Source organism: Thermocatellispora tengchongensis, assembly GCF_014202315.1.
GTDB lineage: Bacteria > Actinomycetota > Actinomycetes > Streptosporangiales > Streptosporangiaceae > Thermocatellispora > Thermocatellispora tengchongensis.
This window is the reverse complement of record NZ_JACHGN010000008.1, coordinates 216,242-237,924: the sequence shown is the minus strand read 5'-3', so window position 1 is coordinate 237,924 and position 21,683 is coordinate 216,242. Positions and strand designations below refer to the sequence as shown.

General features: G+C 73.6%; 19 protein-coding genes. 14 read left to right on the top strand and 5 right to left on the bottom strand.

Translation table 11 applies throughout. The features are described 5' to 3' along the window. Positions 1-60 precede the first annotated feature (60 nt). The 4 genes from HNP84_RS20405 to HNP84_RS20390 are packed head-to-tail and all read left to right on the top strand — an operon-like array spanning position 61 to position 5,377. A complete protein-coding gene (locus tag HNP84_RS20405) occupies positions 61-1,134 on the top strand; it encodes a sugar ABC transporter substrate-binding protein (protein ID WP_185051356.1) in 1,074 nt (357 codons plus the stop codon). 1 nt (position 1,135) lies between these two features. After that, positions 1,136-2,650, top strand: a complete 1,515-nt coding sequence (locus HNP84_RS20400) for a sugar ABC transporter ATP-binding protein (protein WP_185051355.1) — start codon at positions 1,136-1,138, stop codon at positions 2,648-2,650. Next, positions 2,643-3,635, top strand: coding sequence for an ABC transporter permease (locus tag HNP84_RS20395; RefSeq protein ID WP_185051354.1), 993 nt, complete (start codon positions 2,643-2,645; stop codon positions 3,633-3,635). The genes HNP84_RS20400 and HNP84_RS20395 overlap by 8 nt, the downstream gene beginning before the upstream one ends. Next, a complete protein-coding gene (locus HNP84_RS20390) occupies positions 3,635-5,377 on the top strand; it encodes a CocE/NonD family hydrolase (protein WP_185051353.1) in 1,743 nt (580 codons plus the stop codon). Before HNP84_RS20395 ends, HNP84_RS20390 begins: the two co-directional genes overlap by 1 nt. 129 nt (positions 5,378-5,506) lie before the next feature. Here HNP84_RS20390 and HNP84_RS20385 read toward each other — a convergent pair whose 3' ends face one another. Next, positions 5,507-9,388: a glycoside hydrolase family 2 protein gene (locus tag HNP84_RS20385; RefSeq protein ID WP_185051352.1), complete on the bottom strand. Its 3,882-nt coding sequence runs from the start codon at positions 9,386-9,388 to the stop codon at positions 5,507-5,509. 164 nt (positions 9,389-9,552) lie between these two features. Here HNP84_RS20385 and HNP84_RS20380 point away from each other — a divergent pair, with 164 nt between their 5' ends. Both HNP84_RS20380 and HNP84_RS20375 read left to right on the top strand, forming a co-directional pair. After that, positions 9,553-11,037, top strand: a complete 1,485-nt coding sequence (locus HNP84_RS20380; protein WP_185051351.1) for an MFS transporter — start codon at positions 9,553-9,555, stop codon at positions 11,035-11,037. A gap of 14 nt (positions 11,038-11,051) precedes the next feature. Beyond that, positions 11,052-11,321 carry a metal-sensitive transcriptional regulator gene (locus HNP84_RS20375; protein ID WP_185051350.1) on the top strand — a complete coding sequence of 90 codons (270 nt, stop codon included), beginning with the start codon at positions 11,052-11,054 and terminating at the stop codon, positions 11,319-11,321. A gap of 16 nt (positions 11,322-11,337) precedes the next feature. On the opposite strand, the gene HNP84_RS20370 is transcribed toward HNP84_RS20375, so the two are convergent. From HNP84_RS20370 to paaK, 4 genes are all read right to left on the bottom strand, one after another. After that, on the bottom strand, positions 11,338-11,946 hold the full coding sequence (locus HNP84_RS20370) for a class I SAM-dependent methyltransferase (RefSeq protein ID WP_312925311.1): 609 nt from the start codon (positions 11,944-11,946) through the stop codon (positions 11,338-11,340). A gap of 149 nt (positions 11,947-12,095) precedes the next feature. Beyond that, a complete protein-coding gene (locus tag HNP84_RS20365) occupies positions 12,096-13,070 on the bottom strand; it encodes an alpha/beta fold hydrolase (RefSeq protein ID WP_185051349.1) in 975 nt (324 codons plus the stop codon). Between the two features lie 132 nt (positions 13,071-13,202). Continuing rightward, the gene (locus tag HNP84_RS20360) at positions 13,203-13,829 is read right to left on the bottom strand and encodes a TetR/AcrR family transcriptional regulator (protein ID WP_185051348.1); all 627 of its coding nucleotides are present in this window, start codon (positions 13,827-13,829) and stop codon (positions 13,203-13,205) included. Between the two features lie 31 nt (positions 13,830-13,860). After that, positions 13,861-15,201, bottom strand: a complete 1,341-nt coding sequence (paaK, locus tag HNP84_RS20355) for a phenylacetate--CoA ligase PaaK (RefSeq protein WP_185051347.1) — start codon at positions 15,199-15,201, stop codon at positions 13,861-13,863. Between the two features lie 177 nt (positions 15,202-15,378). Between paaK and HNP84_RS20350 the strand changes: the two genes are divergently transcribed. From HNP84_RS20350 to paaE, 8 genes are all read left to right on the top strand, one after another. Further along, on the top strand, positions 15,379-16,179 hold the full coding sequence (locus HNP84_RS20350) for an enoyl-CoA hydratase/isomerase family protein (RefSeq protein ID WP_185051346.1): 801 nt from the start codon (positions 15,379-15,381) through the stop codon (positions 16,177-16,179). Beyond that, the gene (locus HNP84_RS20345; protein ID WP_185051345.1) at positions 16,176-17,030 is read left to right on the top strand and encodes a 3-hydroxyacyl-CoA dehydrogenase family protein; all 855 of its coding nucleotides are present in this window, start codon (positions 16,176-16,178) and stop codon (positions 17,028-17,030) included. The genes HNP84_RS20350 and HNP84_RS20345 overlap by 4 nt, the downstream gene beginning before the upstream one ends. 44 nt (positions 17,031-17,074) lie before the next feature. Next, positions 17,075-17,866: an enoyl-CoA hydratase/isomerase family protein gene (locus tag HNP84_RS20340; RefSeq protein WP_185051344.1), complete on the top strand. Its 792-nt coding sequence runs from the start codon at positions 17,075-17,077 to the stop codon at positions 17,864-17,866. Positions 17,867-17,968: 102 nt separating this feature from the next. Beyond that, entirely contained in the window at positions 17,969-18,946 is a 978-nt protein-coding gene (gene paaA, locus HNP84_RS20335) for a 1,2-phenylacetyl-CoA epoxidase subunit PaaA (protein ID WP_376771927.1), read from the top strand. Beyond that, complete coding sequence (gene paaB / locus HNP84_RS20330) at positions 18,943-19,230, top strand: 1,2-phenylacetyl-CoA epoxidase subunit PaaB (RefSeq protein ID WP_185051342.1); 288 nt, start codon at positions 18,943-18,945, stop codon at positions 19,228-19,230. The genes paaA and paaB overlap by 4 nt, the downstream gene beginning before the upstream one ends. A gap of 18 nt (positions 19,231-19,248) precedes the next feature. After that, positions 19,249-20,085, top strand: a complete 837-nt coding sequence (gene paaC / locus HNP84_RS20325) for a 1,2-phenylacetyl-CoA epoxidase subunit PaaC (RefSeq protein WP_185051341.1) — start codon at positions 19,249-19,251, stop codon at positions 20,083-20,085. After that, positions 20,079-20,597, top strand: a complete 519-nt coding sequence (gene paaD, locus HNP84_RS20320) for a 1,2-phenylacetyl-CoA epoxidase subunit PaaD (RefSeq protein ID WP_185051340.1) — start codon at positions 20,079-20,081, stop codon at positions 20,595-20,597. The genes paaC and paaD overlap by 7 nt, the downstream gene beginning before the upstream one ends. Further along, complete coding sequence (paaE, locus tag HNP84_RS20315; RefSeq protein ID WP_185051339.1) at positions 20,597-21,676, top strand: 1,2-phenylacetyl-CoA epoxidase subunit PaaE; 1,080 nt, start codon at positions 20,597-20,599, stop codon at positions 21,674-21,676. Before paaD ends, paaE begins: the two co-directional genes overlap by 1 nt. Positions 21,677-21,683: the final 7 nt, after the last annotated feature.

The following is a 21,683-nucleotide window of genomic DNA, read 5'->3' as shown; positions in this document are numbered from 1 at the left end:
CCTTCCCTGCCAGGCGGCTGAAACGTTTCATTCCCCTGCGGCCGCCCTAGGGAGGCACATGTGAACGGCTCATGGGAGCGGGCGATCCGCCTTTCCGCGGTGCTCGCCGCCGTGCTCGCCGGCACCCTCGGGTGCGGCGGAACCACCCCCGCCCAGGACGCGCCGGCGGCCGACGGCGCCGCCGCGACGACGACGGCCGCGCCGCCCACCCCGCCCCCCGGCGTGGTGGAGTTCGAGCAGGCCGAGCCGGGCAGCGGCACGGGCATCACGATCGGGTTCACCCAGCTCTCGCTGGCCTCCGGCTTCCCGCAGGACGTGCAGAAGAGCGTGGAGGAGCAGGCTGAGCGGGCCGGCGCCGAGCTGATCACCTGTGACTCCAAGCTGGACGCGGCCAAGGCGCTCGACTGCGCCAAGCTGTTCAAGACCCGCGACGTGCAGGGCCTGATCACCTTCCAGGCCGACACCAACGCCGCGCCCCGCATCTGCGCCGCCGGCCCGTCGGTCCCGGTCATGGCCGTGGACATCACGCAGAAGCCGTGCGAGACCTCCTTCGTCGGGGCGGCCAACACCTACGCCGGTCAGCTCATCGGCTACGAGCTCGGCAAGTACTTCAAGGAGAAGTTCGACTGCCAGTACGACGCCTTCATCTCGCTGGAGGCGCTGCAGGTCGGCGAGGTGAACGAGCAGCGCATGGGCGGCATCCGCGACGGCTTCGCCGGCGTCTGCGGCGAGGTGCGCAACCTGCGCAAGCTGGACGCAGGGGGCGCCGGGGGCGACGTGGCGCAGAAGCTGGTGACCGACACCCTCACCGCGCTGCCGGGTCAGCACCGGATCATCCTGGTCGGCATCAACGAGGACGGCATCCTGGGCGCGCTGGCCGCGGCCCGCGCGCAGAACCGTACGAACGACCTCTACCTGGGCGTGCAGAACCTCAACCCGAAGAACTGCGTCATCTACCAGCACCCGAACTGGATCGGCAGCGTCGCCTACTTCCCCGAGCGCTACGGCGAGATCCTGGTGCCGAACCTGATCAAGGCGATCAAGGGCGAGAAGGTGGCCCCGCAGCTCCTGGTGCCGCACGTGGTGATCAACAAGGCCAACATCAAGCAGCACTACCCCCAGTACGCCTGCTGACATGGCCGTGCGACCCTTCCTCAGCGCGCGCGGCGTCCGCAAGTCCTTCGGCGCCGTGGAGGTCCTGCACGGCGTGGACCTCGACGCCGCCCCCGGCTCGGTGCTGGCGCTGCTCGGCGAGAACGGCGCCGGGAAGTCCACCCTGGTCCGGATCATCGCCGGCGACCTGCGCGCGGACTCCGGCGAGATCGCCCTGGACGGCGTGCCGCACGACGTGCGCGACGTGGCCGCGGCCCGCGCCCTGGGCATCAAGCTGATCTACCAGGAGATCAGCGACGCCCCGCCGCTCAGCGTCGCGGAGAACATCGTGCTCGGCGCGTGGCCGGCGCGGCGCGGCTTCGTACGGGGCCGCGAGACGCGGGTCCGCGCCCGGGAGGTTCTGGACGCGCTGGGCGTGGACCTGCCCCTGGACGCGCCGGTGAGCAGCCTGCGCCTGGGCGAGCGGCAGCTCGTGGAGATCGCCCGCGCGCTCACCGGGCAGGCCCGCTGCCTGATCTTCGACGAGCCCACGGCGGCGCTGTCCGACGCCGAGACCGAGCGCCTGTTCGAGGTGATCGAGGGGCTGAAGGCGCGCGGCGTGGCGATCCTGTACATCACCCACCGCCTCGACGAGGTCTTCCGCATCGCCGAGGAGGTGTGCGTCCTGCGCGACGGGCACATCGTGCTGCACGAGAAGGTCGCCGACGCGGGCAAGGATCAGGTCATCGAGGCCATGGTGGGCCGCTCGGTGGAGCGGCGCGCCCGCGGGCGCGAGGAGGCGGCCCCGGGGGCGGACCGGCCCCCGGCGGTGCGGCTCGACGGCGCCTCCAGCGGCGAGCTGTTCCGGGACGTCGCCCTGGACGCCCGCCCGGGGGAGATCGTCGCGCTGTACGGCAAGGTCGGCTCCGGCGCGTCGGAGGTGGCCGAGGCGATTTTCGGCATGCACGCGGTGGACGCGGGCGCGCTGCACGTCGGCGGCAGGCGGGTCAGGTTCCGCCACCCCGCCGACGCCATCGCGGCGGGCGTCGGCTGCCTGCCGGGCGACCGCCAGCGGGAGGCGATGTTCCGCTCCCGTTCGGTGGCGGAGAACCTGGCCGCGCCGAGCTGGCGGGCCATCGCCGGCGCGAGCGGGCTCGTCACGCGGGGGCGGGAGGCGGTGGCGTACCGGCGCTGGCACGATCGGCTGCGCATCCGCTCCCGCGACGACCCCGAGCAGCCGATCTGGACGCTGTCGGGCGGCAACCAGCAGAAGGTGGTGCTGGGCCGCTGGCTGGAGCGCGGTTCGAAGGTGATGGTGCTGGTCGAGCCGACCCGGGGCGTGGACGTGGGCGCCCGGCAGGAGATCTACCGCGCGGTCCGCTCCCTGGCGGAGCAGGGCAGCGCGGTCGTGGTGGCGACCTCCGACTACGAGGACGTCGTGGAGCTGGCCGACCGGGCGATCGTCATGGTCCGCGGCAGGACCGTCGCGGAGTTCGCCGGCGACGCCATCGGGGTGGAGGCCCTCACCGGGGCGGCAGGAGGAGTGATCGATGAGTGAGACGCTGACCCAGCGGGCGACGCCGGCGCGCGACGCCTCCGCCCGGCCGCGGGGCCGGCGGCGGGCGCCGGAGACGATCGGGCTGCTGGTCTTCCTCGTGGCGGAGATCGTCTTCTTCTCCGTCCAGTCCCCCTACTTCCTGAACTGGGACAACTGGGGGAACATCATGACCGCGGTCGCCATCACCGGCGTCCTGGCCGCGGCGGGCACGCTGCTGCTGGTGGCCGGGCAGTTCGATCTGTCGGTCGGCTCCGGCGTGGCGTTCGTGGGCATCGTACTGGTGCAGACCGCCCCCTCGCTCGGGATCGTGCCCGCCATGGCGCTGGCCGTGCTGGCCGGGCTGGGCATCGGCCTGCTCAACGGGTTCCTGGTCACCGTCGTCGGGGTCAACGCCCTGATCACGACGCTGGGCATGCTGGGCATCTTCCGCGGTCTCACTTTGGTCATCGGCAAGGGGCAGAGCATCTTCATCGAGGGGTTCGACTGGGCCACCGCCCGCCCCTTCCTGGGCATCCCGATGCCGGCCATCGTGCTCGTCGCGGTGATCGCGGTCTTCTTCGTGCTGATGCACTTCACGGTGTACGGCCGCAAGATGTACGCGATCGGCGCCAACCCGGTGGCCGCGCGGCTGGTGGGCATCCGGGTCAACCGGGTGATCTTCACCGGGTTCCTGCTGTCGGGCGCGTGCATGGCGCTGGCCGGGCTGCTGGTCACCTCCCAGCTCGGCTCCAGCTCGGCCAACACCGGGGTGGGCCTGGAGCTGGCCGTGGTCACCGCGGTCATCCTGGGCGGCACCAGCCTGTCGGGCGGCACGGGCACGATCTTCGGCACGGTGGTCGGGCTGCTGATCGTGGGCGTGCTGAGCAACGGCCTGACCCTGCTCAACGTGGACTCCTCCTGGCAGCAGGTCGCCACCGGCGTGCTGCTCATCCTGGCCGTCGCGGTGGACCGGCTGCGGCAGGCGTACCTGAGGAAGGCGGGCTGATGGGCGCGAGCGTGCGCGTCGAGCGCGGGGTCGAGGTGCCCATGCGCGACGGCACCGTCCTGCGCGCGGACGTGTGGCGCCCGGCCGAGGGCGGCCCGTGGCCGGCGCTGCTGCAGCGGCTGCCGTACGACAAGTCGTCCTCCTTCATGGCGCAGCACATCGTCGGCCTGGAGCCGCTGCCGGCGGTGGAGCGCGGGTTCGCGGTCGTCATCCAGGACACCCGGGGCCGCTACAGCTCCGACGGGGTGTTCAACCCCTACTTCGACGAGACCGAGGACGGCCTGGACACCATCGCCTGGGTGCGCGCGCAGCCGTTCTGCGACGGCCGGGTGGGCATGTACGGCGCGTCGTACATCGGGGCCACCCAGCTTCTGGCCGCCCGCGCCGCGCCCGAGGGGCTGGTCGCCATCGCGCCGCAGCTCACGGCCGCGGAGTACCACGACGTGTGGTCCTACTCCGGCGGCGCGCTGCAGCTCGGCTTCCTGCTGCTGTGGATCGCCGAGTCGCTGGCGCCGCCCGACCTGCTGCGCCGCCCGCGGGGCCCGGAGCGCGAGCGGGCCGAGCGCACGCTGCTGGAGATCCTGCGCGACCCGCACGCGGCGTACAGGCGGCTGCCGCTGGACCGCGACGACCTGGCCGAACTGGCGCCGTACTACCGCGAATGGCTCAGCCACCCGCGGCGCGACGTGTTCTGGCAGGTCATCGACCCCGGCTCGGCGCACGCGCGGATGGACGTGGCCGGGCTGCACATCGGCGGCTGGCACGACATCTTCCTGCCGGGCACGCTGCGCAACTACACCGGCATGCGCGCGGACGCGCCCTCGGCCTGGGCCAGGGAGAGCCAGCACCTGATCGTGGGCCCGTGGGCGCACGGCAACCTGGGCGACCACCAGGGCGACGTGTGGTACGGCTACGGCGGCGCCTCGGCCGCCCTGGACCTGACCGCGACGCACGCGGAGTTCTTCCGGGCGGCGGTGGAGCGGCGGCCCGCCGAGCTGCCCCGGGTGAAGATCTTCGTCATGGGGGCCGGGGTCTGGCGCGACGAGGAGGAGTGGCCGCCGTCGCGGGCCGTGGAGACGGCCTTCTACCTGCGCGGCGGCGGCAACGCCAACTCGGCAGCGGGCGACGGGCGGCTCGGCCGCACCCCGCCGGGCGTGGACGAGCCGGCCGACATTTACGTCTCCGACCCCGCCGACCCGGTGCCGACCGCGGGCGGGGCGACGTTCCTGCCCGGGGTGCTGATCGGGCGCAACTCCGGGCCCAAGGAGCAGTCCGCGGTCGAGTCCCGCGCCGACGTGCTGGTCTACACCGGCGAGCCGCTGGCGGAGGACCTGGAGGTGACCGGCGAGGTGGTGATCGAGCTGCACGCCGCCTCCGGCGCCGAGGACTGCGACTGGGCCGCCCGCCTGGTGGACGTGCACCCCGACGGCCGGGCGTACGGCGTGGTGGACGGCATCCTGCGCGCCCGGTACCGCCACGGCACGGGCCAGGAGGTGCCGCTGCGGCCCGGCGAGCCGGAGCTGTTCCGCTTCCCGCTCGGGGCCACCAGCCAGGTGTTCAGGGCGGGGCACCGCATCCGGCTCCAGATCGCGAGCTCCAACTTCCCCCGCTTCGACCGCAACCCGCAGCGGATGATCCCGCCCGCCACGGCCACCGAGGCCGACATGCGCCCCGCGCGGCAGACCGTCTTCCACGACGCGGCGCGGCCGAGCCGGCTCATCCTGCCGGTGATCCCGGGATGACCGGTGATCCAGAACTGACCGGTGATCCAGAACTGACCGGTGATCCAGAACTGACCGGTGATCCCGAAGCGACCAGTGACCCCGGGGTGACCCGTACGGGCCGCCCCGGGGCCGGGCCTGCGGGGTGGCCTACGGGGTGGCCAGGGTGATCTCGTCCAGGCCCAGGGTGAGCCCGGTCGAGGCGGGGTTCTTGCCGACGACCTCGAAGCGCACCTTGACCGGGCCCGAGGGGAGCTGGCGCACGCCCAGGTCGAGCCGCCGGTAGGTGTCGCTCGGGGCGTAGCAGTCCACCTCGCCGGCGACCTCGCCGTTCACCGAAACCCGCATGACGCCGCGGGAGACCTGGGCCTTGTAGCCCACGCTGATCCGGTAGGGCGTGATGTCGCCGATCGCCGACTCCGGCGTGGTGACGGCGGGCGCGGTGAGGGTGTACTCCACCCAGTCGCCGGTCTGCGCGGGCTCCAGCTTGGTGCCGGCGTCGCCGCTCATGTCGGCGTCGGCGAAGGTGGAGTGCGTCGCGCCGGTGGCCACGGTCGCGGGCAGGCTCTCGGTCTCGGCCACCACGTCCTTGGGCACCAGCCTGATGTAGTCGATGATCAGGTCGTGCGCGGAACTGGCCGCGTTCTTGCCGGTGACGGTGAAGCGGAACCTGGCCTGGTGGCTGGCGCCGGTGAAGGTCCACGACCCCAGGTTCAGCTCCGCCGATTCCTCGGCGGCGGCGTAGGTGTCGAACGCCGTGCCGAGCGGGGCGGTGTTGATCCGCAGCAGCGTCCGGCCGCCGGCGGGGTGCTTGCGGTAGCCGACGACCACGTCGTACGTCCGCGCGGCCACGGCCAGGTGGTACTCGATGTAGGAGCCCACCCCGTTGGCCGCCAGCCGGTCGGCCGCGCCCTCGCCGTAGGCCGCGCCGGTCACCCGCTGCCGGGTCCCCGCGATCACCTGGTGGGCGTCCACCAGCTTCTCCACCTCGACCGCGCCCGGCCGGACCGTGCCCGCGGGGGCGGCGGTGGGCTGGGCGTACAGCTCGAACTCGCGCACGTCGTACGCGCCGGTGCTGCGCGTGCCCGCCAGCCGCCAGAACCGGGCGCTGGTGGCGGTGAAGGTGAGCGTGTCGCGCCCGCCGTCGCCGGCGGTGACCGAGGCGACGGTGGTCCAGGTCACGCCGTCGGCGCTCTTCTGCACCTCGTACGCCGTGCCGTGCTGCTCGCCCCACAGCACGCTCGCCTGGGCGACCTGCGCCGGCTTCCACAGGTCCACGGTCAGGGAGGCCGCGCCGGCGGTGGGCATGCGGTAGGTGGAGTAGTTGGAGATGGAGGTGTAGGCGAGGTCGCCGTCGGTGGCGTACAGCGCGTTGCGCCGGGAGTGCTTGCCGAGCCCGGGGTTGTAGGTGTAGTCGCCGACGCTGCCGTACGACGGCTTGCCCAGCGCGAGGTTCGGCGAGGAGACCGCGGACGCGCCGATCTGGGAGACCGAGACCGGGCCGGTGCCCGGCTGGCCGTCGAAGCCGGTCACCTTCACCGTCGCCGACTCGCCCGGCAGCAGGGTGAAGTAGTTGTCGGAGGCGTGCTCGTCGGGCCGGGTGACGATCTGCACGCCGTACATGGCCGCCTGGCCGGTGTTGGTCACCGTGTACGTGCCCGAGCCGCCGCTCAGCCGCAGCTTGGCCGGGTCGGCGGCGGCCGCGACGGTGTACATCGACCGGTTGGGCTCGGTGGTGAACAGCGCGTCGTTGCGCGCCACCCGCCGCCCGGAGGCGTCCTTGACCTCCATGACCAGCACGAACGCGCCCCGCGTGTCGGGCGCGGTGAACTGCTGCGCCACCCGGGTCCGCCCGCCGTCGGCGTTGGCCGGCACGTCCACGGCCTGGGTGCGCCGGGCCAGCTCCTGGCCGTCCAGCGTGGCCAGGACCGTGGTGAGCGAGTGCCCGGTCAGGGCGGCGCGGTTGTCGTTGAGCACGTCCACGTTGGCGGTGAAGGACTCGCCGGGCGTGAACCAGTACTTGGCGTAGTCCGCGCGCACGGCGACCTTCTGCCAGACCCGCTTGAGCTGGTAGTAGCTCACCTTGGGCACGCCCTCGAAGTCCACCACCGCCCAGCCGGCCATGGGCGCCATCTCGTTGTAGGCCCACACCAGGGCGCCGGAGCTGCGCCACTTGTTCGCCTTGACGTAGCCGGTGTTGTACGACATCGCGATGCCCTGGGCGAGCTGGGTCTTGGCGGCCAGGTCGGCGTTGGAGCGATAGGTGCCGAACTCGTTGGGCCGCAGGTACTCCACCTCGTTCATCGCCCGGTACGCCCGCTCCAGCCGCTCGCCCTCGTAGGTGGCCATGGTGGAGGGGTCGGCGGCGCTGGCCATGCCGAGCTCGGACATGAAGCCGCAGGTGTTGCTGCCGTGCGCGTCCTGGTAGCCCTCCGAGCCGATCATGTGCACGTGTCCCCAGCGGTGGCACATCCCGCCGGCGGGCGAGGTGGCGAAGAACTGCCGGGTGCCGTCGTGGGTGTCGTAGGACTTCTTCACCTGCTGCACGAAGTCGAACGCCTCGGCCTGCGCCCGGTTCCCGTCGGCGGCCCCGGTCAGCTCGTTGCCGCCGGACCAGCTCGCCAGCGCCGGGTAGTTGCGCAGCCGCAGCACCATGTCGCCCGCGTTGTCGTCCCAGAGCGCGGCGTCCACCGTGTAGGTCTGGTTGCCGTGGAAGAACTCCTGCATGATCATGATGCCGTAACGGCTGGCCAGCTCGTAGAACTCGGGCAGCTCCTCGGCGCTGCCGCCGTTGACGCGCAGCATGCGCAGCCCCGCCTCATACGCCAGGCGCAGGTCACGGCGGTAGTTGCGGGACATCGTCTGGGAGCGGTAGAGCGGGTCGGCGGGCACCCAGTTGCCGCCCTGCATGTAGATGGGCTCGCCGTTGACGACGTAGGTGAGGTCGTAGTGGTCGGCCCCGGCCGAGGTGTTGCGGCGGAAGCTCAGCGACCTGATCCCGATCGTGCCCACCTCGGCGGCGTCCAGCACGGTGGCGCCCTCGGTCAGCTCGGCGCGCAGCTTGTACAGGTAGCGGCTGCCGTCGGGCAGGGTGTAGCCGTAGCCGTTCGGCCACCACAGCTTCAGCCGGTCGTACGGCACCGTGATGTCGTAGGCGACCTCGGTGCGGCCGGGGGCGGCGGTGACGCTCTTCTGCCCGGTGATGGGGGTGATGGTGAAGTTCTCCCCCGCCAGCGACCACTTCACGGTGACGGGCCGGGCCGCGGAGGTGGTGTTCAGCACGCTCTGGCTCACCCTGACGGTCGCCGAGGTGGACTCGGCCGTCAGCCCGGCGCCGATCGTCACCTTGGGCCGTCCGTCGAGGATCAGCTCATCGCCGGCGGTGGCGATCAGGTCCACCCCGCGCCACAGCCCGACGGTGCGGATGTTCTTGCGGTACTGCAGGCCGCGCCAGCTTGAGACGCTGTTGCGGATGGCCGGCCGGGCCTCCACGCCGCGCGGGTCGATCCTGGTCCTGATCGCCAGCACGTTGGTCCTGCCGCGCAGGCTCGCGGCGTCGAGGTCGAACAGCTCCTCGTCGTAGATGCCGTCGGTGGAGCCCACCTTGACGCCGTTGACGTAGACGTCGGCCAGGTCCATCGCGCCGTTCAGGCGGAGCCGGACACCGCCCCAGGTGGACTCGACGGTGAACGTGGTGCGGTACCACCATTCGCGGTCGTCCACCCAGTCCCAGCCGGTGCTGCCCAGGTCGAGCGGGTCGGGGGTGAGGTTCTGGTCGGCGAGCGTGCCGTTGGCGGTGCCCGGCACGGTGGCCCGCAGCCAGCCGCTGTCGTCGGTCGCCGGGTCGGCTGCACCGGCGGCGAGCCCGGCGTCCAGGGCGTAGTCCTTCAGCCGCCACCCGTCGCCGTCGAGGCTCACGGTCGTGGGCGCGGGGGCGGCGGCCGTGACCGCCGCGGCGGGCGGCGGCAGGGTGAGCGGCGTGAGGAGGGGCGCGAGGAGGGCGAGTAAGCAGGCGAGGACGCGAAGGAGCACGGGGACGCCTCCCGGAGGGGGGTTACGGGGGTGATTCGCGTTGATTACGAAACCCCGGCCAGGTGGGCGAGGTCAATATGCTAATACGAATTATCGTCGGCGCGATCTCACACGGCGAGACGGCCATTGACCCGAACATTAGTTGAGGTTCCATCCTCGGACCCATGACGAGAACCGCCGGGACGACGGGCAGGCGGGCGTGGGCGGGCCTCGCCGTGCTCGCGCTGCCCGCCCTGCTCGCCTCCCTCGAACTGACCGTGACGAACCTCGCGCTGCCCGCCATCGGGGAGGACCTCGGCGCGAGCGGCGCCGAGCTGCTGTGGGTCGCCGACATCTACGCGTTCCTGCTGGCCGGTTCGCTGCTCGCCATGGGCGCGCTGGGCGACCGCATCGGACGCCGGCGGCTGCTGCTGGCGGGGTCGGCCGCGTACGCGGCGGCCTCGGCGCTGGCGGCGTACGCGCCCGATCCCGCCGCTCTGATCGCCGCGCGGGCGCTGATGGGGATCGCCGGATCGACGCTGATGCCCTCCACACTGGCCCTGGCCGCCGCGCTGTTCCCCGACCCCCGCCGGCGGGCGGTGGCCATCGGGGCCGTCGTCTCCAGCGTCTCGGCGGGCACCGCCATCGGGCCGCTGGTCGCCGGGTGGCTGCTCGGCCACTTCTGGTGGGGGTCGGCGTTCCTGCTCCCGGTGCCGTTCATGGCGGTGCTGCTGGTCCTGGGCCCGGCGCTGCTGCCGGAGCGCCGCGGCACGGGCGCGGGCCGGCTGGACCTCGGGGGCGCGCTGCTGTCACTGGCCGCGGTGCTGCCCGTGGTGTACGGCCTCAAGCGCGTCGCGGCCGAGGGACCGGACCCGGCCGCCGCGGCCTCGATCGCGGCCGGGCTCGCCATCGGGTGGGCCTTCGCGCGCCGCCAGCTCCGGCAGCCCGACCCGTTCCTCGACCTGCGCCTGTTCGCCGGCCGCGCGTTCGCCGTCGCCACCGCCACGCTGGCCCTCGGCATCTTCGTGCTGTGGGGCTCCAACTACGCGCTGGCCCAGTACCTCCAGCTCGTGCACGGCATGCCGGTGCTGGAGGCGGGCCTGTGGACCGCTCCCCCGGCGGTGGGCGTCATCGCCGGCTCCACCCTGGCCCCCAGGATCGCCCGCCGGGTCAGCCCCGCCGTGGTGATCGCGGCCGGCCTGGCGGTCTCGGCCGCGGGCTACGCGCTGCTCACCCGGTCGGACGCCGGGCTCGCGGTACTGATCACCGGCGCGGTCGTCGTGTCGGCGGGCCTGGGCCCCATGATGGCCCTGGCCACCGACCTGGCCGTCGGGGCGGCCCCGCCGGAGCGCACCGGCGGCGCGGCGGCGATCTCCTCGGCGGCGCCCCAGATCGGCGGCGCGCTGGGCATCGCGGTCCTGGGCAGCGTGATCACCGCGGTCTACCGGGCCGCGCTGCCCCCGGGCGTGCCCGAGCCCGCTCACGACGGTCTCACCGCGGCGGCGTCGCTGGCGGCCACACTGCCGGAGCGGGCGGCGTACGAACTGCTGGGCGCGGCCCGCGCGGCGTACGTGGACGGCTTCCACGTGGCCGCGGCCCTCAGCGCGCTGCTGATGGCGGCCACGGCCGTGCTGGTGGTGACCCTGCTCCGCGAGAAGGCCGCGCGCTGAATATCCTCGCGGTCATGGAGCTGAACGCGGCGACGGCCGGCGACGCCCTCATCCGGCTGCGCCGCGCCCACGGGCAACTGGCGGGCGTGATCGCGATGATCGAGGCGGGCGAGGACCTGACCAAGGTCCTCACCCAGCTCGCCGCGGTCTCCAAGGCCCTGGACCGGGCCGGTTTCAAGATCGTCGCCACCGGCCTGCGGCACTGCCAGGCGGCACGCGACCGGGGCGAGGAGCCCCCGATGAGCGCCGAGGAGCTGGAGAAGCTCTTCCTCGCCCTGGCCTGACCGCCGCACCGCCGCCTCAGCGGGCGCGGCGGGCCAGGTAGACCAGGGCCGGGGGGAGGTTGCGCCAGACCGTGCGCGACAGGGTCACCTCCTCGAAGGCGGCGCGCAGGTCGCGCAGGTAGCGGCGGGCCGGGGGCGCCCAGCGGGTCCAGCCGTACGCGAACTGCGTGAACACCCCGTCGTACGCCAGCGCCCGCGCCACCACGGACAGCAGGGGCGGGTCCCCGTCGGGGCGGTAGGCCACCCAGGGCAGGCCGCTGACCACCACGTCGGCGGTGTGCAGGCCGCGCCCGGCCATCAGCTCCGGGAGGCGTACGGCGTCGGCGTGCACGACCTCGACGCCGGGGAACCGCCGGGAGAGCTGGGCGGCGAGCCGGGGGTTGAGCTCGATCGCCAGGTGGCGGCCACGCCCCGCGAGCCGGTCCTGGATGAGCCCGGTGAACGCGCCCGTCCCGGGCCCCAGCTCGACGACGACGGGCTCCCCCCGCTCCGGGATCGGCACCACCATCTGCGCGCCGAGCCACCGCGAGCTCGGCGCGACCGTGGCCGTCAGCCACGGCGCGCGCAGGAACTCCCGCAGCAGCGAGGTGGGGGCGGGTTCGGCGACGGGTCCGGTCGGTCTCACCGTGCATGCTCCAGGATCGTGGCTCGATGGGCACGATCATGCACCGGCCCCGTCGCCCTCCTCGCGTCGCACGGATGAACGCAGATAAACAGATGACCGGACATTTCCCCCGGGCAAGGTCCCCCAGGCAGGTCCCCCGGGCAGGCCCTTCAAGCGGGCAGGGAGGCGAGCCAGCCGGTCAGGATCTCGTTGACCTCCTCGGGGCGCTCCTGCTGCACCCAGTGGCCGCAGCCGTCGAGGATGTGCGAGGAGATCAGGCCCGGCAGGGTGACCGGATGGGCCGCGATGGCGCCGGCCATCCAGGTCGTCGAGGCGTCCAGCGCGCCGCCGAGGAACAGCGACGGCTGGGTGACGGGCAGCCCGTTGAAGGCGGCCAGGTCCTCCCAGTCGCGGTCCATGTTCCGGTAGCGGTTCAGCGCGCCCGTCATGCCGGTGCGCTCGAACTCCGCGGCGTAGACGTCGAGATCGTCATCACCGAGCCAGGCGGGCGGGCGGCCGGTGGGGAACCGGTCGCGCAGCGTCCCGCCGCGGGAGACGAAGTGCGGGCTGGGGGCGCCGAGGGGCGGCATGGTGCCGGCCGACAGGGCGGCGTAGAAGCCGGCGAGCCAGCCGCGCACGTCCGGCTCGATCTCGGCCTCGGCCCGGCCGGGCTCCTGGAAGTACGCGGTGTAGAACTCCTCCTCGCCGCCCATGCGGGCGAAGACCTCGCTGGGCCGCTCCCCGCCGGGCGGGGAGTAGGGCACGCCCAGCAGGCCGACCGCGCGGAAGACGTCGGGCCGGACCAGGCCGCAGGCGGCGGCGATGCTCGCGCCCCAGTCGTGCCCCACGATCACCGCCGTCCGCTCGCCCAGGGCGCGCACCACGGCGACCTGGTCCTCGATCAGGTCGAGCATCCGGTACGCGGCCACGGCCCCGGGCTTGGAGGAGCGCCCGTAGCCGCGGACGTCCACCGCGACGGCCCGGTGACCGGCCGCGGCCAGCACCGGCAGTTGCCGACGCCAGGAGTACCAGAACTCGGGGAACCCGTGCACCAGCAGCACCAGCGGCCCGGTGCCCTGCTCCACCAGGTGGACGCGGCCGGCGGGGGACGGGACCAGGCGATGTGCGACCACGAGCCGCGCCATCGAACCTCCAGAACTGTCGATCGTCGTGCCGGGTTCGCGGCACCGGCCGACGCATCATCCGGGAGCGGGCGAGGCCGCCGCCAGTCGTGTTGCCGTTCCGGCAAACCGCCCGGGACGCCGCGGGACGGCGGTCTAGGCGCCGGCGGGCGGGGCGGCGCGCAGGCCGTCGAACAGGATCGTGGCCAGGGCGTCGGCCAGGGCCGCCGGGGACAGGTCGCCGCCCGGCCGGTACCACTCGATCAGGGAGTTGACCGTGCCGAACAGCAGCCTGCTGGTCAGGCGGGGGTCGATGTCGTCGCGTACGCCGCCCTCGGCCGCGGCCCGCGCGACCAGGTCGGCCACGCGGTGGTCGAACTCGCGGCGGCGCTCCAGCGCCCGCCGCTCCACCGCGCTGTTGCCGCGCACCCGCAGCAGCAGGGTCACGTACGGCAGCTCGCGGGCGAGCACGTGGACCGCGCGCCGCACCGTGCGCTCCAGGCGTTCGGTGGCCGACGACCCGGCGGCGTTCTCGTCGTCCAGGACGGCGAACAGCGCGTCCAGCGCCCGGCTCACCGCCAGCTCCAGCAGCTCGTCCTTGCCCGAGACGTGGTGGTAGATGGCGGACTTGGTGATGCCGAGGCGCTTGGCCAGCTCCTCCATGCCGGTGCCGTCGTAGCCGCGCTCGTTGAAGACCGCGACCGCGACCTCCAGCAGCGATTCGCGGTCGTAGCCGGGACGGCCGCGGCGCCCGGTCCGCGCGGCGCGCACAGGTGTGGTCATGTCCGCCACTTTGGCACAGCCGGGGACCTGGTCAGTCCGCACGCCGGTCCACGACCCGGCGCAGCTTGCCGACCGAGCGCTCCAGGGTCTCCGGATCGACGATCTCGACCTCGGCGCTGACGCCCACGCCGTCCTTGACCGCGCGGGCGATGGCCGCGGCGGCCGACTCGCGCTCGGCGGCGCCCGCGCCGGGCCGGGCCTCGGCGCGCACGGTCATGTGGTCCATCCGGCCCCGGCGGGTGAGGAGGAGCTGGAAGTGCGGCGAGACGCCCGGCGTGCGCAGCACGATCTCCTCGATCTGGGTGGGGAAGACGTTCACCCCGCGCAGGATGATCATGTCGTCGCTGCGCCCGGTCACCTTCTCCATGCGCCGGAACGCCGGGCGGGCGGTGCCCGGCAGCAGCCGGGTCAGGTCGCGGGTGCGGTAGCGGACGACGGGGAGCGCCTGCTTGGTGAGCGAGGTGAACACCAGCTCGCCCCGCTCCCCCTCCGGCAGCACCTCGCCGGTGAACGGATCGACCACCTCGGGGTAGAAGTGGTCCTCCCAGACGTGCAGGCCGTCCTTGGTCTCCACGCACTCCTGGGCCACGCCGGGGCCGATCACCTCCGACAGGCCGTAGATGTCCACGGCGTGCAGGTCCAGCCGCTCCTCGATCTCGCGGCGCATCTCCTCCGTCCACGGCTCGGCGCCGAAGATGCCCACGCGCAGCGAGGTGGTGCGCGGGTCGATGCCCTGCCGCTCGAACTCGTCCAGCAGCGTGAGCATGTACGTCGGCGTGATCATGATGATCTCGGGCCGGAAGTCCTGGATGATCTGCACCTGGCGCGCGGTCATGCCGCCGGAGGCCGGGATGACGGTGCAGCCCGCCCGCTCGGCCCCGTAGTGGGCGCCGAGGCCGCCGGTGAACAGGCCGTAGCCGTAGCTGACGTGCACCTTGTGGCCGGGCCTGCCGCCCGCCGCCCGGATCGAGCGGGCCATCACACCCGCCCACATCGACAGGTCGTCCTCGGTGTAGCCGACCACCGTGGGCCGGCCGGTGGTGCCGCTGGAGGCGTGCACCCGGCGCACCTGCTCCATCGGCACGGCGAACATGCCGAAGGGGTAGGTCTCGCGCAGGTCGGCCTTGGTGGTGAACGGGAAGCGGGCCAGGTCCTCCAGGGTGCGGCAGTCCTCGGGCGCGACCCCGGCCTCGTCGAACTTCTTGCGGTAGTGGCCGACGTTGTCGTACGCGTGGCGCAGCGTCGCCCGCAGGCGGCGGAGCTGGAGCTCGCGCAGCTCGTCCGGGCCCATCCGCTCGGCGGGGTCGAGCAGTCCGGCGGGTGGCGGATCGCCCAGCCGCCGGGCCTGGGGGGCGGTCGCGTCACTGCTCATGCGGGCTGCCTCCTGCGCACCTCGTGACGAGCGCGGTCCACGCTTGTATACTGACCGAACATTCGGTTATGTTTCGCTGCGGTCCAGTATTCCGCTTCCGATCCCCGTGTCAAGACCTCCATGTCAAGACCTGCTTGTCAGGACCCGCCTTCGATGAGCCTGCGAAGAGGTGGACGCATGCCCGAAACACCACCACAACCGGATGATCTCCCGCCCGACGCGGCCCCCGCCACAGGTCCGTACGAAACCCTGGCGGTGGAGGAACGGCAGGACCGGGTCGTGGTCACGCTGCGCCGCCCCGAGGCGCGCAACGCGATCAGCGGCCGGATGGTCGCCGAGCTGCACGAGGTGTGCGGCCTGCTGGAGCGCGAGCCGAGGCCGCTGCTGCTCACCGGGCACGGCGGCGTGTTCGCCGGCGGCGCCGACATCGGCGAGCTGCTGCGGCGGGGCCGCGAGGAGGCGCTGCAGGGGATCAACAGCCGCCTGTTCGAGCGGGTGCGCCGCCTGCCCATGCCGACCGTGGCCGCCGTCGAGGGCTGGGCGCTGGGCGGCGGGGCGGAGCTGGCGTACGCGTGCGACATCCGCATCGCCGGGCCCGGCGCGGTCTTCGGCAACCCCGAGCCCGGCCTGGGCATCCTGGCCGCGGCCGGGGCCTGCTGGCGGCTGGCCGAGCTGGTCGGCGAGTCGGTCGCCAAGCAGGTGCTGCTGGCCGGGCGAACCCTGGACGCCGGCGCGGCGCTGGCCTGCGGCCTGGTGATCGACGTCGTTCCCGGGGACAGGCTGCTGGAGGAGGCGCACGCGCTGATCGACCGGATGACGCGCTCCTCCGCCCTGGCGCTGCGGCTGACCAAACTGGTACTGGACGCCCCCGGCGCCCACCCGGTCGCCGACGACCTGGCCCAGGCCGTGCTGTTCGAGGGACCGGACAAGAAGGACCGGATGACCCGGTTCCTGAACAAGAGAGGGAGCACGACATGAGCACCGTTCCTGCGCTCGTCGGGGTGATCGGCGGCGGCCGGATGGGGGCCGGCATCGCGCAGTCCTTCGCCACGGCCGGGGCGTCGGTCGTGGTGGTGGAGGCCGGCGAGGAGGCGGCGCGGGCCGCGGTGGAGCGGATCGCGGCCGGGCTGGAGCGGGCCGCCGAGCGCGGCAGACTGGCCGAGCCCGCCGAGGCGGTGCTGGCCCGGGTCACCATCGCCGAGGCGGTGGAGGCCCTGCCCGCGGACGCCGAGCTGGTCGTGGAGGCCGTGCCCGAGGACGCCGCGCTGAAGGCGCGGGTGCTGGCGGCGGCGGAAAAGGCCGTGGGCGAGCGGACGGTGCTGGCCACCAACACCAGCTCCCTGCCGGTCACCGAGCTGGCCGCGGCGCTGGCCGTCCCCGGCCGGTTCCTGGGCATGCACTTCTTCAACCCGGTGCCGGCCTCGGAGCTGGTCGAGCTGGTCGTCGCCCCGCAGACCGGGCCCGAGACGGTGCGGGCCGCGCTGGAGTGGACCCACGGCCTGGGCAAGAAGGACGTGGTGGTCAAGGACTCCCCCGGCTTCGCCAGCAGCCGGCTCGGCGTCGCCCTCGGCCTGGAGGCGATCCGGATGGTGGAGGAGGGCGTGGCCGAGCCCGAGGCCATCGACGACGCGATGACGCTGGGCTACAAGCACCCGATGGGCCCGCTGCGCCTGACCGACCTCGTGGGCCTGGACGTGCGGCTGGCCATCGCCGAGCACCTGCACGCCACGCTGGGCGAGCGCTTCGCCCCGCCCGCGCTGCTGCGCGAGAAGGTCGCCCGGGGCGAGCTGGGCCGCAAGAGCGGAAAGGGGTTCTACACGTGGGCGTGAACCCGGGCGCGGCGAGCGGAGCGAGTGAGGAGGGTGAGCGACCGGTGAGCACTACTGCGGGCGTCACCTACGAGGTGCGCGACGGGGTCGCGGTGATCGAGCTGGCCCGTCCGGAGGCGGGCAACGCCCTGGACCGCGACGTGAAGCGGGGCCTGCTGGAGGCCGTGCGCGAGGCGGGCGGCGAGGGCGTACGGGCGGTGCTGCTGACCGCGCGGGGCCGCAACTTCTGCGTTGGGCAGGACCTCAAGGAGCACGCCGAGGCGCTGGAGCGCGATCCGGCCGCGGCGTTCGCGACGGTGCGCGAGGAGTACAACCCGCTGGTGGAGGCGCTGCACGCGCTGCGGCAGCCGGTGGTCGCGGCCGTGGAGGGCGCCTGCGTCGGGGCCGGGCTGGGGCTGGCGCTCTGCGCCGACCTGCGGGTGGCCGCCGAGGGCGCGAAGTTCGCCACCGCCTTCACCGGGATCGGCCTGGCCGTCGACACCGGCGTCAGCCGGGCGCTGCTCCGGGCGGTGGGCCCCTCGCGGGCCGCGGGCCTGCTGCTGCTCGGCGACCGGTTCTCCGCGGCCGAGGCGGCGGCGTGGGGGCTGGTGCACCGGGTGGTCCCCGACGGCGAGGCGCACGCCGAGGGGCTGGCGCTGGCGCGGCGGCTGGCGGCCGGGCCCGCGCTGGCGTACCGGGAGGTCAAGGCGCTGCTGCGGGACGTGGCCGAGGCCGACCTGGCCGCGGCGCTGGAGCGCGAGGCGGCGGCGCAGGAGCTGCTGGGCGCGAGCGAGGACCACCGGGGCGCGGTGCGCGCCTTCCTGGCCCGCGAGAAGCCGGTCTTCCACGGCCGCTGACGCCAACGCCGCTGACCGCCGCTGACATCGCGTCTTGCCTGGAGCGGCGAGATGCGCGACACTATTAACTGAACGAATGGTCGGTTAGGAAAACGTGGATCGATGGGACCCATGACGACACAGGCCACCACCGGCGATGCCGAGGCACGCCTTCAGGAGCACTTCGACGCCACGATCGGCCGCGACCAGCGCATCGAGCCGCGTGACTGGATGCCCGACGGCTACCGCAGGACGCTGATCCGGCAGATCGCGCAGCACGCCCACTCCGAGATCATCGGCATGCAGCCCGAGGGCCAGTGGATCACCCGCGCGCCCTCGCTGCGCCGCAAGGCGATCCTGCTGGCCAAGGTGCAGGACGAGGCCGGGCACGGGCTCTACCTGTACTCCGCCGCCGAGACCCTGGGCGCCGACCGCGCCGAGCTCACCGAGATGCTGATCGACGGCAGGCAGAAGTACTCCTCGATCTTCAACTACCCCACCCTCACCTTCGCCGACGTGGGCGTGATCGGCTGGCTGGTGGACGGCGCCGCCATCTGCAACCAGGTGCCGCTGTGCCGCAGCTCCTACGGCCCCTACGCCCGCGCCATGATCCGCATCTGCAAGGAGGAGTCCTTCCACCAGCGGCAGGGCTACGAGCTGCTGCTGACCATGATGCGCGGCACCGACGCCCAGCGGGAGATGGTGCAGGACGCGGTGAACCGGTGGTGGTGGCCGTCGCTGATGATGTTCGGCCCGCCCGACGACGCCTCGCCCAACTCGGCCCGGTCCATGGCCTGGAAGATCAAACGGCACTCCAACGACGAGCTGCGCCAGCGGTTCGTGGACATGACCGTGCCGCAGGCCGAGAAGCTGGGCGTCACCCTGCCCGACCCCGAGCTGCGCTGGAACGACGAGCGCGGCCACTACGACTTCGGCGCCCCCGACTGGGACGAGCTGCGGCGGGTGATCTCCGGCGACGGCCCGTGCAACGCCGAGCGCATCGCGCGCCGCCGCGCCGCCCACGAGGAGGGCGCCTGGGTACGCGAGGCCGCCGCCGCGTACGCGGCCAAGCGGGCGGCCGGGAGGAGGGCGGCGGCATGAGCGACGCCGGCACCGAGCTGTACGAGGTGTTCGTGCGCGGCAAGCGCGGCCTGAACCACGTCCACGTCGGGTCGCTGCGCGCGGCCGACCCGCGCATGGCGCTCACCCGCGCCCGCGACCTGTACACCCGGCGCAACGAGGGGGTGAGCATCTGGGTGGTGCGCTCGGCGGACATCACCGCGTCCACCCCGGACGAGAAGGACCCGTTCTTCGCCCCCAGCGGCGACAAGGTCTACCGCCACCCCACCTTCTACGCCATCCCCGACGACGTACCCCACATCTGAGGCGGGAGGACGGCCATCGTGCACGACGACACCGCCTACTCGGCCCTCTCCGAGGAGCACGAGGACGACGCCCGGTGGGCCTACGGGACCGGGTTCCACGACCCGCTGCACGGCATCGACACCACGGTGCCCGAGGGGGTGGACGGCGCCGAGCTGGGCGCGTACTGCCTGGCGCTCGGCGACGACGCGCTGATCTCAGCACAGCGGCTGGCCGAGTGGTGCGCCCGCGCCCCCGACCTGGAGGAGGAGATGGCCCTGGCCAACATCGGCCTGGACCTGCTCGGCCAGGCCCGCATGCTCTACACCCGCGCCGGCCAGGCCGACGGCAGCGGGCGCGACGAGGACGACCTCGCCTACTTCCGCGACCCGGCCGAGTTCCGCAACGTGCGGCTCGCCGAGCTGCCCAACGGCGACTTCGCGTTCACGATCGTACGGCTGCTGGCGCTGTCGGCGTGGCGGCTGGCGGTCTTCACCCGGCTGACCGCCTCCCCCGACCCGGTGCTGGCCGCCGTCGCGGCCAAGGGGGTCAAGGAGCTGGCCTACCACCGCCAGTACGCCGCCGAGTGGGCGGTGCGGCTGGGCGACGGCACCGAGGAGTCCCGCCGCCGCATGGTCCGGGCCATGGAGGAGGTCGCGCCGTACCTGGAGGAACTGTACGCGGCCGAGACGTGCACGACGATCGGCGAGGAGGTGGAGGCGGTGCTGCGCCAGGTCGCCGGCGAGGCCGGGCTCGCCTGGCCGCGGGTCCGCCCGCTGCCCGGCTCCGGTCGCGACGGCGGGCACACCGAGCACCTGGCCCCGCTGCTGGCCGAGCTGCAGGGCACCGCCCGCGCGTTCCCGGGGGCGGCATGGTGACCGCGACGGACCTGCTGGAGCGGGCGCGGCGGGCGGCCGAGGAGGTCGCCGACCCCGAGCTGCCCATGCTCACCCTGGCCGACCTCGGCGTGCTGCGCGGCGTCGAGGTCGGCGAGGACGGCGCGGTCACCGTGGCGCTCACCCCCACCTACACCGGCTGCCCGGCCATGGCCGAGATGCGCGCCGACGTGGCGCGGCGGCTGCGCGCGGCGGGCTTCGCCGAGGTGCGGGTCACCACCGTGCTGGACCCGCCGTGGACCACCGACTGGATCACCCCCGAGGGACGCCGCAAGCTGGCCGCCTGCGGCATCGCCCCGCCCGGCCCCGCGCCCGCGCGGCGGCCCCAGGGGCCGGTGCCGCTGACGCTGTCGCCCACCAGGCGCACGGTGCCGTGCCCGCGCTGCGGGTCCGCCGACACCGAGGAGATCTCCCGCTTCTCCGCCACCGCCTGCAAGGCGCTGCGGCGCTGCCGGAGCTGCCTGGAGCCCTTCGAGCACGTCAAGGACATCTGATGACCACTGCCGCCCGGGTACGCCGCCCGGCCTTCCACTCGCTGCGGGTCGCCGCGGTCGAGCCGTTGTGCGAGGACGCCGCGGCCGTCACCTTCGACGTGCCCGCCGAGCTGGCCGGGGAGTTCGCCTTCGCGCCGGGGCAGAACCTCACCCTGCGCCGCGAGATCGACGGCCGCGACGAGCGCCGCACCTACTCCATCTGCGCCCCCGCCGGCTCCCCGCCGCGCATCGGGGTGCGCGCGGTCCCCGGCGGCCTGTTCTCGACCTGGCTGGTGCGCGAGGTGCGCCCCGGCGACACGGTCGAGGTCATGGCGCCCACCGGGAACTTCACCCCCGACCTGACCGAGCCGGCCCACCACGCGCTGATCGCCGCGGGCTCCGGCATCACGCCGATGCTCTCGATCGCCGCGTCCGTCCTGGCCGCCGGCCCGGAGTCCCGGGTCACCGTCCTGTACGGCAACCGGCGTTCCGGCACCGTGATGTTCGCCGACGAGCTGGCCGACCTGAAGGACCGTTACCCGGCCCGGCTGCAGATCGCGCACGTCCTGTCCCGCGAGCCGCGCGAGGCCGAGCTGCTGTCGGGCCGCCTGGACGCCGGCCGGCTGGGCGCGCTGATCGACGCCCTGGTGGAGGACGCCGACCACTGGTGGCTGTGCGGGCCGCACGGCATGATCCTCGACGCCCGCCGGGTGCTCGCCGAGCGGGGAGTCCCGGCCGAGCGGGTGCACCAGGAGCTGTTCTACGCCGACGGCGAGCCCGTACGCCCCGCCCGCCCCGCCGACGACGGGTCCCCCGGCGGCGCGTCCAGCCGGGTCACCGTCATCCTGGACGGCCGCGCCACGACCGCCGCGCTCCCCCGCGACCGCACCATCCTCGACGCCGCCCAGCGCACCCGCCCCGACCTGCCCTTCGCCTGCAAGGGCGGCGTCTGCGGCACCTGCCGCGCCCGGGTGACCGCCGGCGAGGCCGACATGCGGCGCAACTTCGCCCTCGACCCGGCGGAGGTGGCGGCCGGATACGTGCTGACCTGCCAGAGCTTCCCCGCCTCCGAGGCCCTCACCGTGGACTACGACGCCTGACCCACGG

What these genes read in the sequence shown, in the direction of transcription:
- HNP84_RS20390 (WP_185051353.1), top strand. Translation starts at nt 3,635, where the DNA reads ATGGGCGCGAGCGTGCGCGTCGAGCGCGGGGTCGAGGTGCCCATGCGC.
- paaB (WP_185051342.1), top strand. Translation starts at nt 18,943, where the DNA reads ATGAGCGACGCCGGCACCGAGCTGTACGAGGTGTTCGTGCGCGGCAAG.
- HNP84_RS20400 (WP_185051355.1), top strand. Translation starts at nt 1,136, where the DNA reads ATGGCCGTGCGACCCTTCCTCAGCGCGCGCGGCGTCCGCAAGTCCTTC.
- paaE (WP_185051339.1), top strand. Translation starts at nt 20,597, where the DNA reads ATGACCACTGCCGCCCGGGTACGCCGCCCGGCCTTCCACTCGCTGCGG.
- paaA (WP_376771927.1), top strand. Translation starts at nt 17,969, where the DNA reads ATGGGACCCATGACGACACAGGCCACCACCGGCGATGCCGAGGCACGC.
- HNP84_RS20350 (WP_185051346.1), top strand. Translation starts at nt 15,379, where the DNA reads ATGCCCGAAACACCACCACAACCGGATGATCTCCCGCCCGACGCGGCC.
- HNP84_RS20380 (WP_185051351.1), top strand. Translation starts at nt 9,553, where the DNA reads ATGACGAGAACCGCCGGGACGACGGGCAGGCGGGCGTGGGCGGGCCTC.
- paaK (WP_185051347.1), bottom strand. Translation starts at nt 15,201, where the DNA reads ATGAGCAGTGACGCGACCGCCCCCCAGGCCCGGCGGCTGGGCGATCCG.
- paaD (WP_185051340.1), top strand. Translation starts at nt 20,079, where the DNA reads ATGGTGACCGCGACGGACCTGCTGGAGCGGGCGCGGCGGGCGGCCGAG.
- HNP84_RS20360 (WP_185051348.1), bottom strand. Translation starts at nt 13,829, where the DNA reads ATGACCACACCTGTGCGCGCCGCGCGGACCGGGCGCCGCGGCCGTCCC.
- HNP84_RS20395 (WP_185051354.1), top strand. Translation starts at nt 2,643, where the DNA reads ATGAGTGAGACGCTGACCCAGCGGGCGACGCCGGCGCGCGACGCCTCC.
- HNP84_RS20365 (WP_185051349.1), bottom strand. Translation starts at nt 13,070, where the DNA reads ATGGCGCGGCTCGTGGTCGCACATCGCCTGGTCCCGTCCCCCGCCGGC.
- HNP84_RS20345 (WP_185051345.1), top strand. Translation starts at nt 16,176, where the DNA reads ATGAGCACCGTTCCTGCGCTCGTCGGGGTGATCGGCGGCGGCCGGATG.
- HNP84_RS20375 (WP_185051350.1), top strand. Translation starts at nt 11,052, where the DNA reads ATGGAGCTGAACGCGGCGACGGCCGGCGACGCCCTCATCCGGCTGCGC.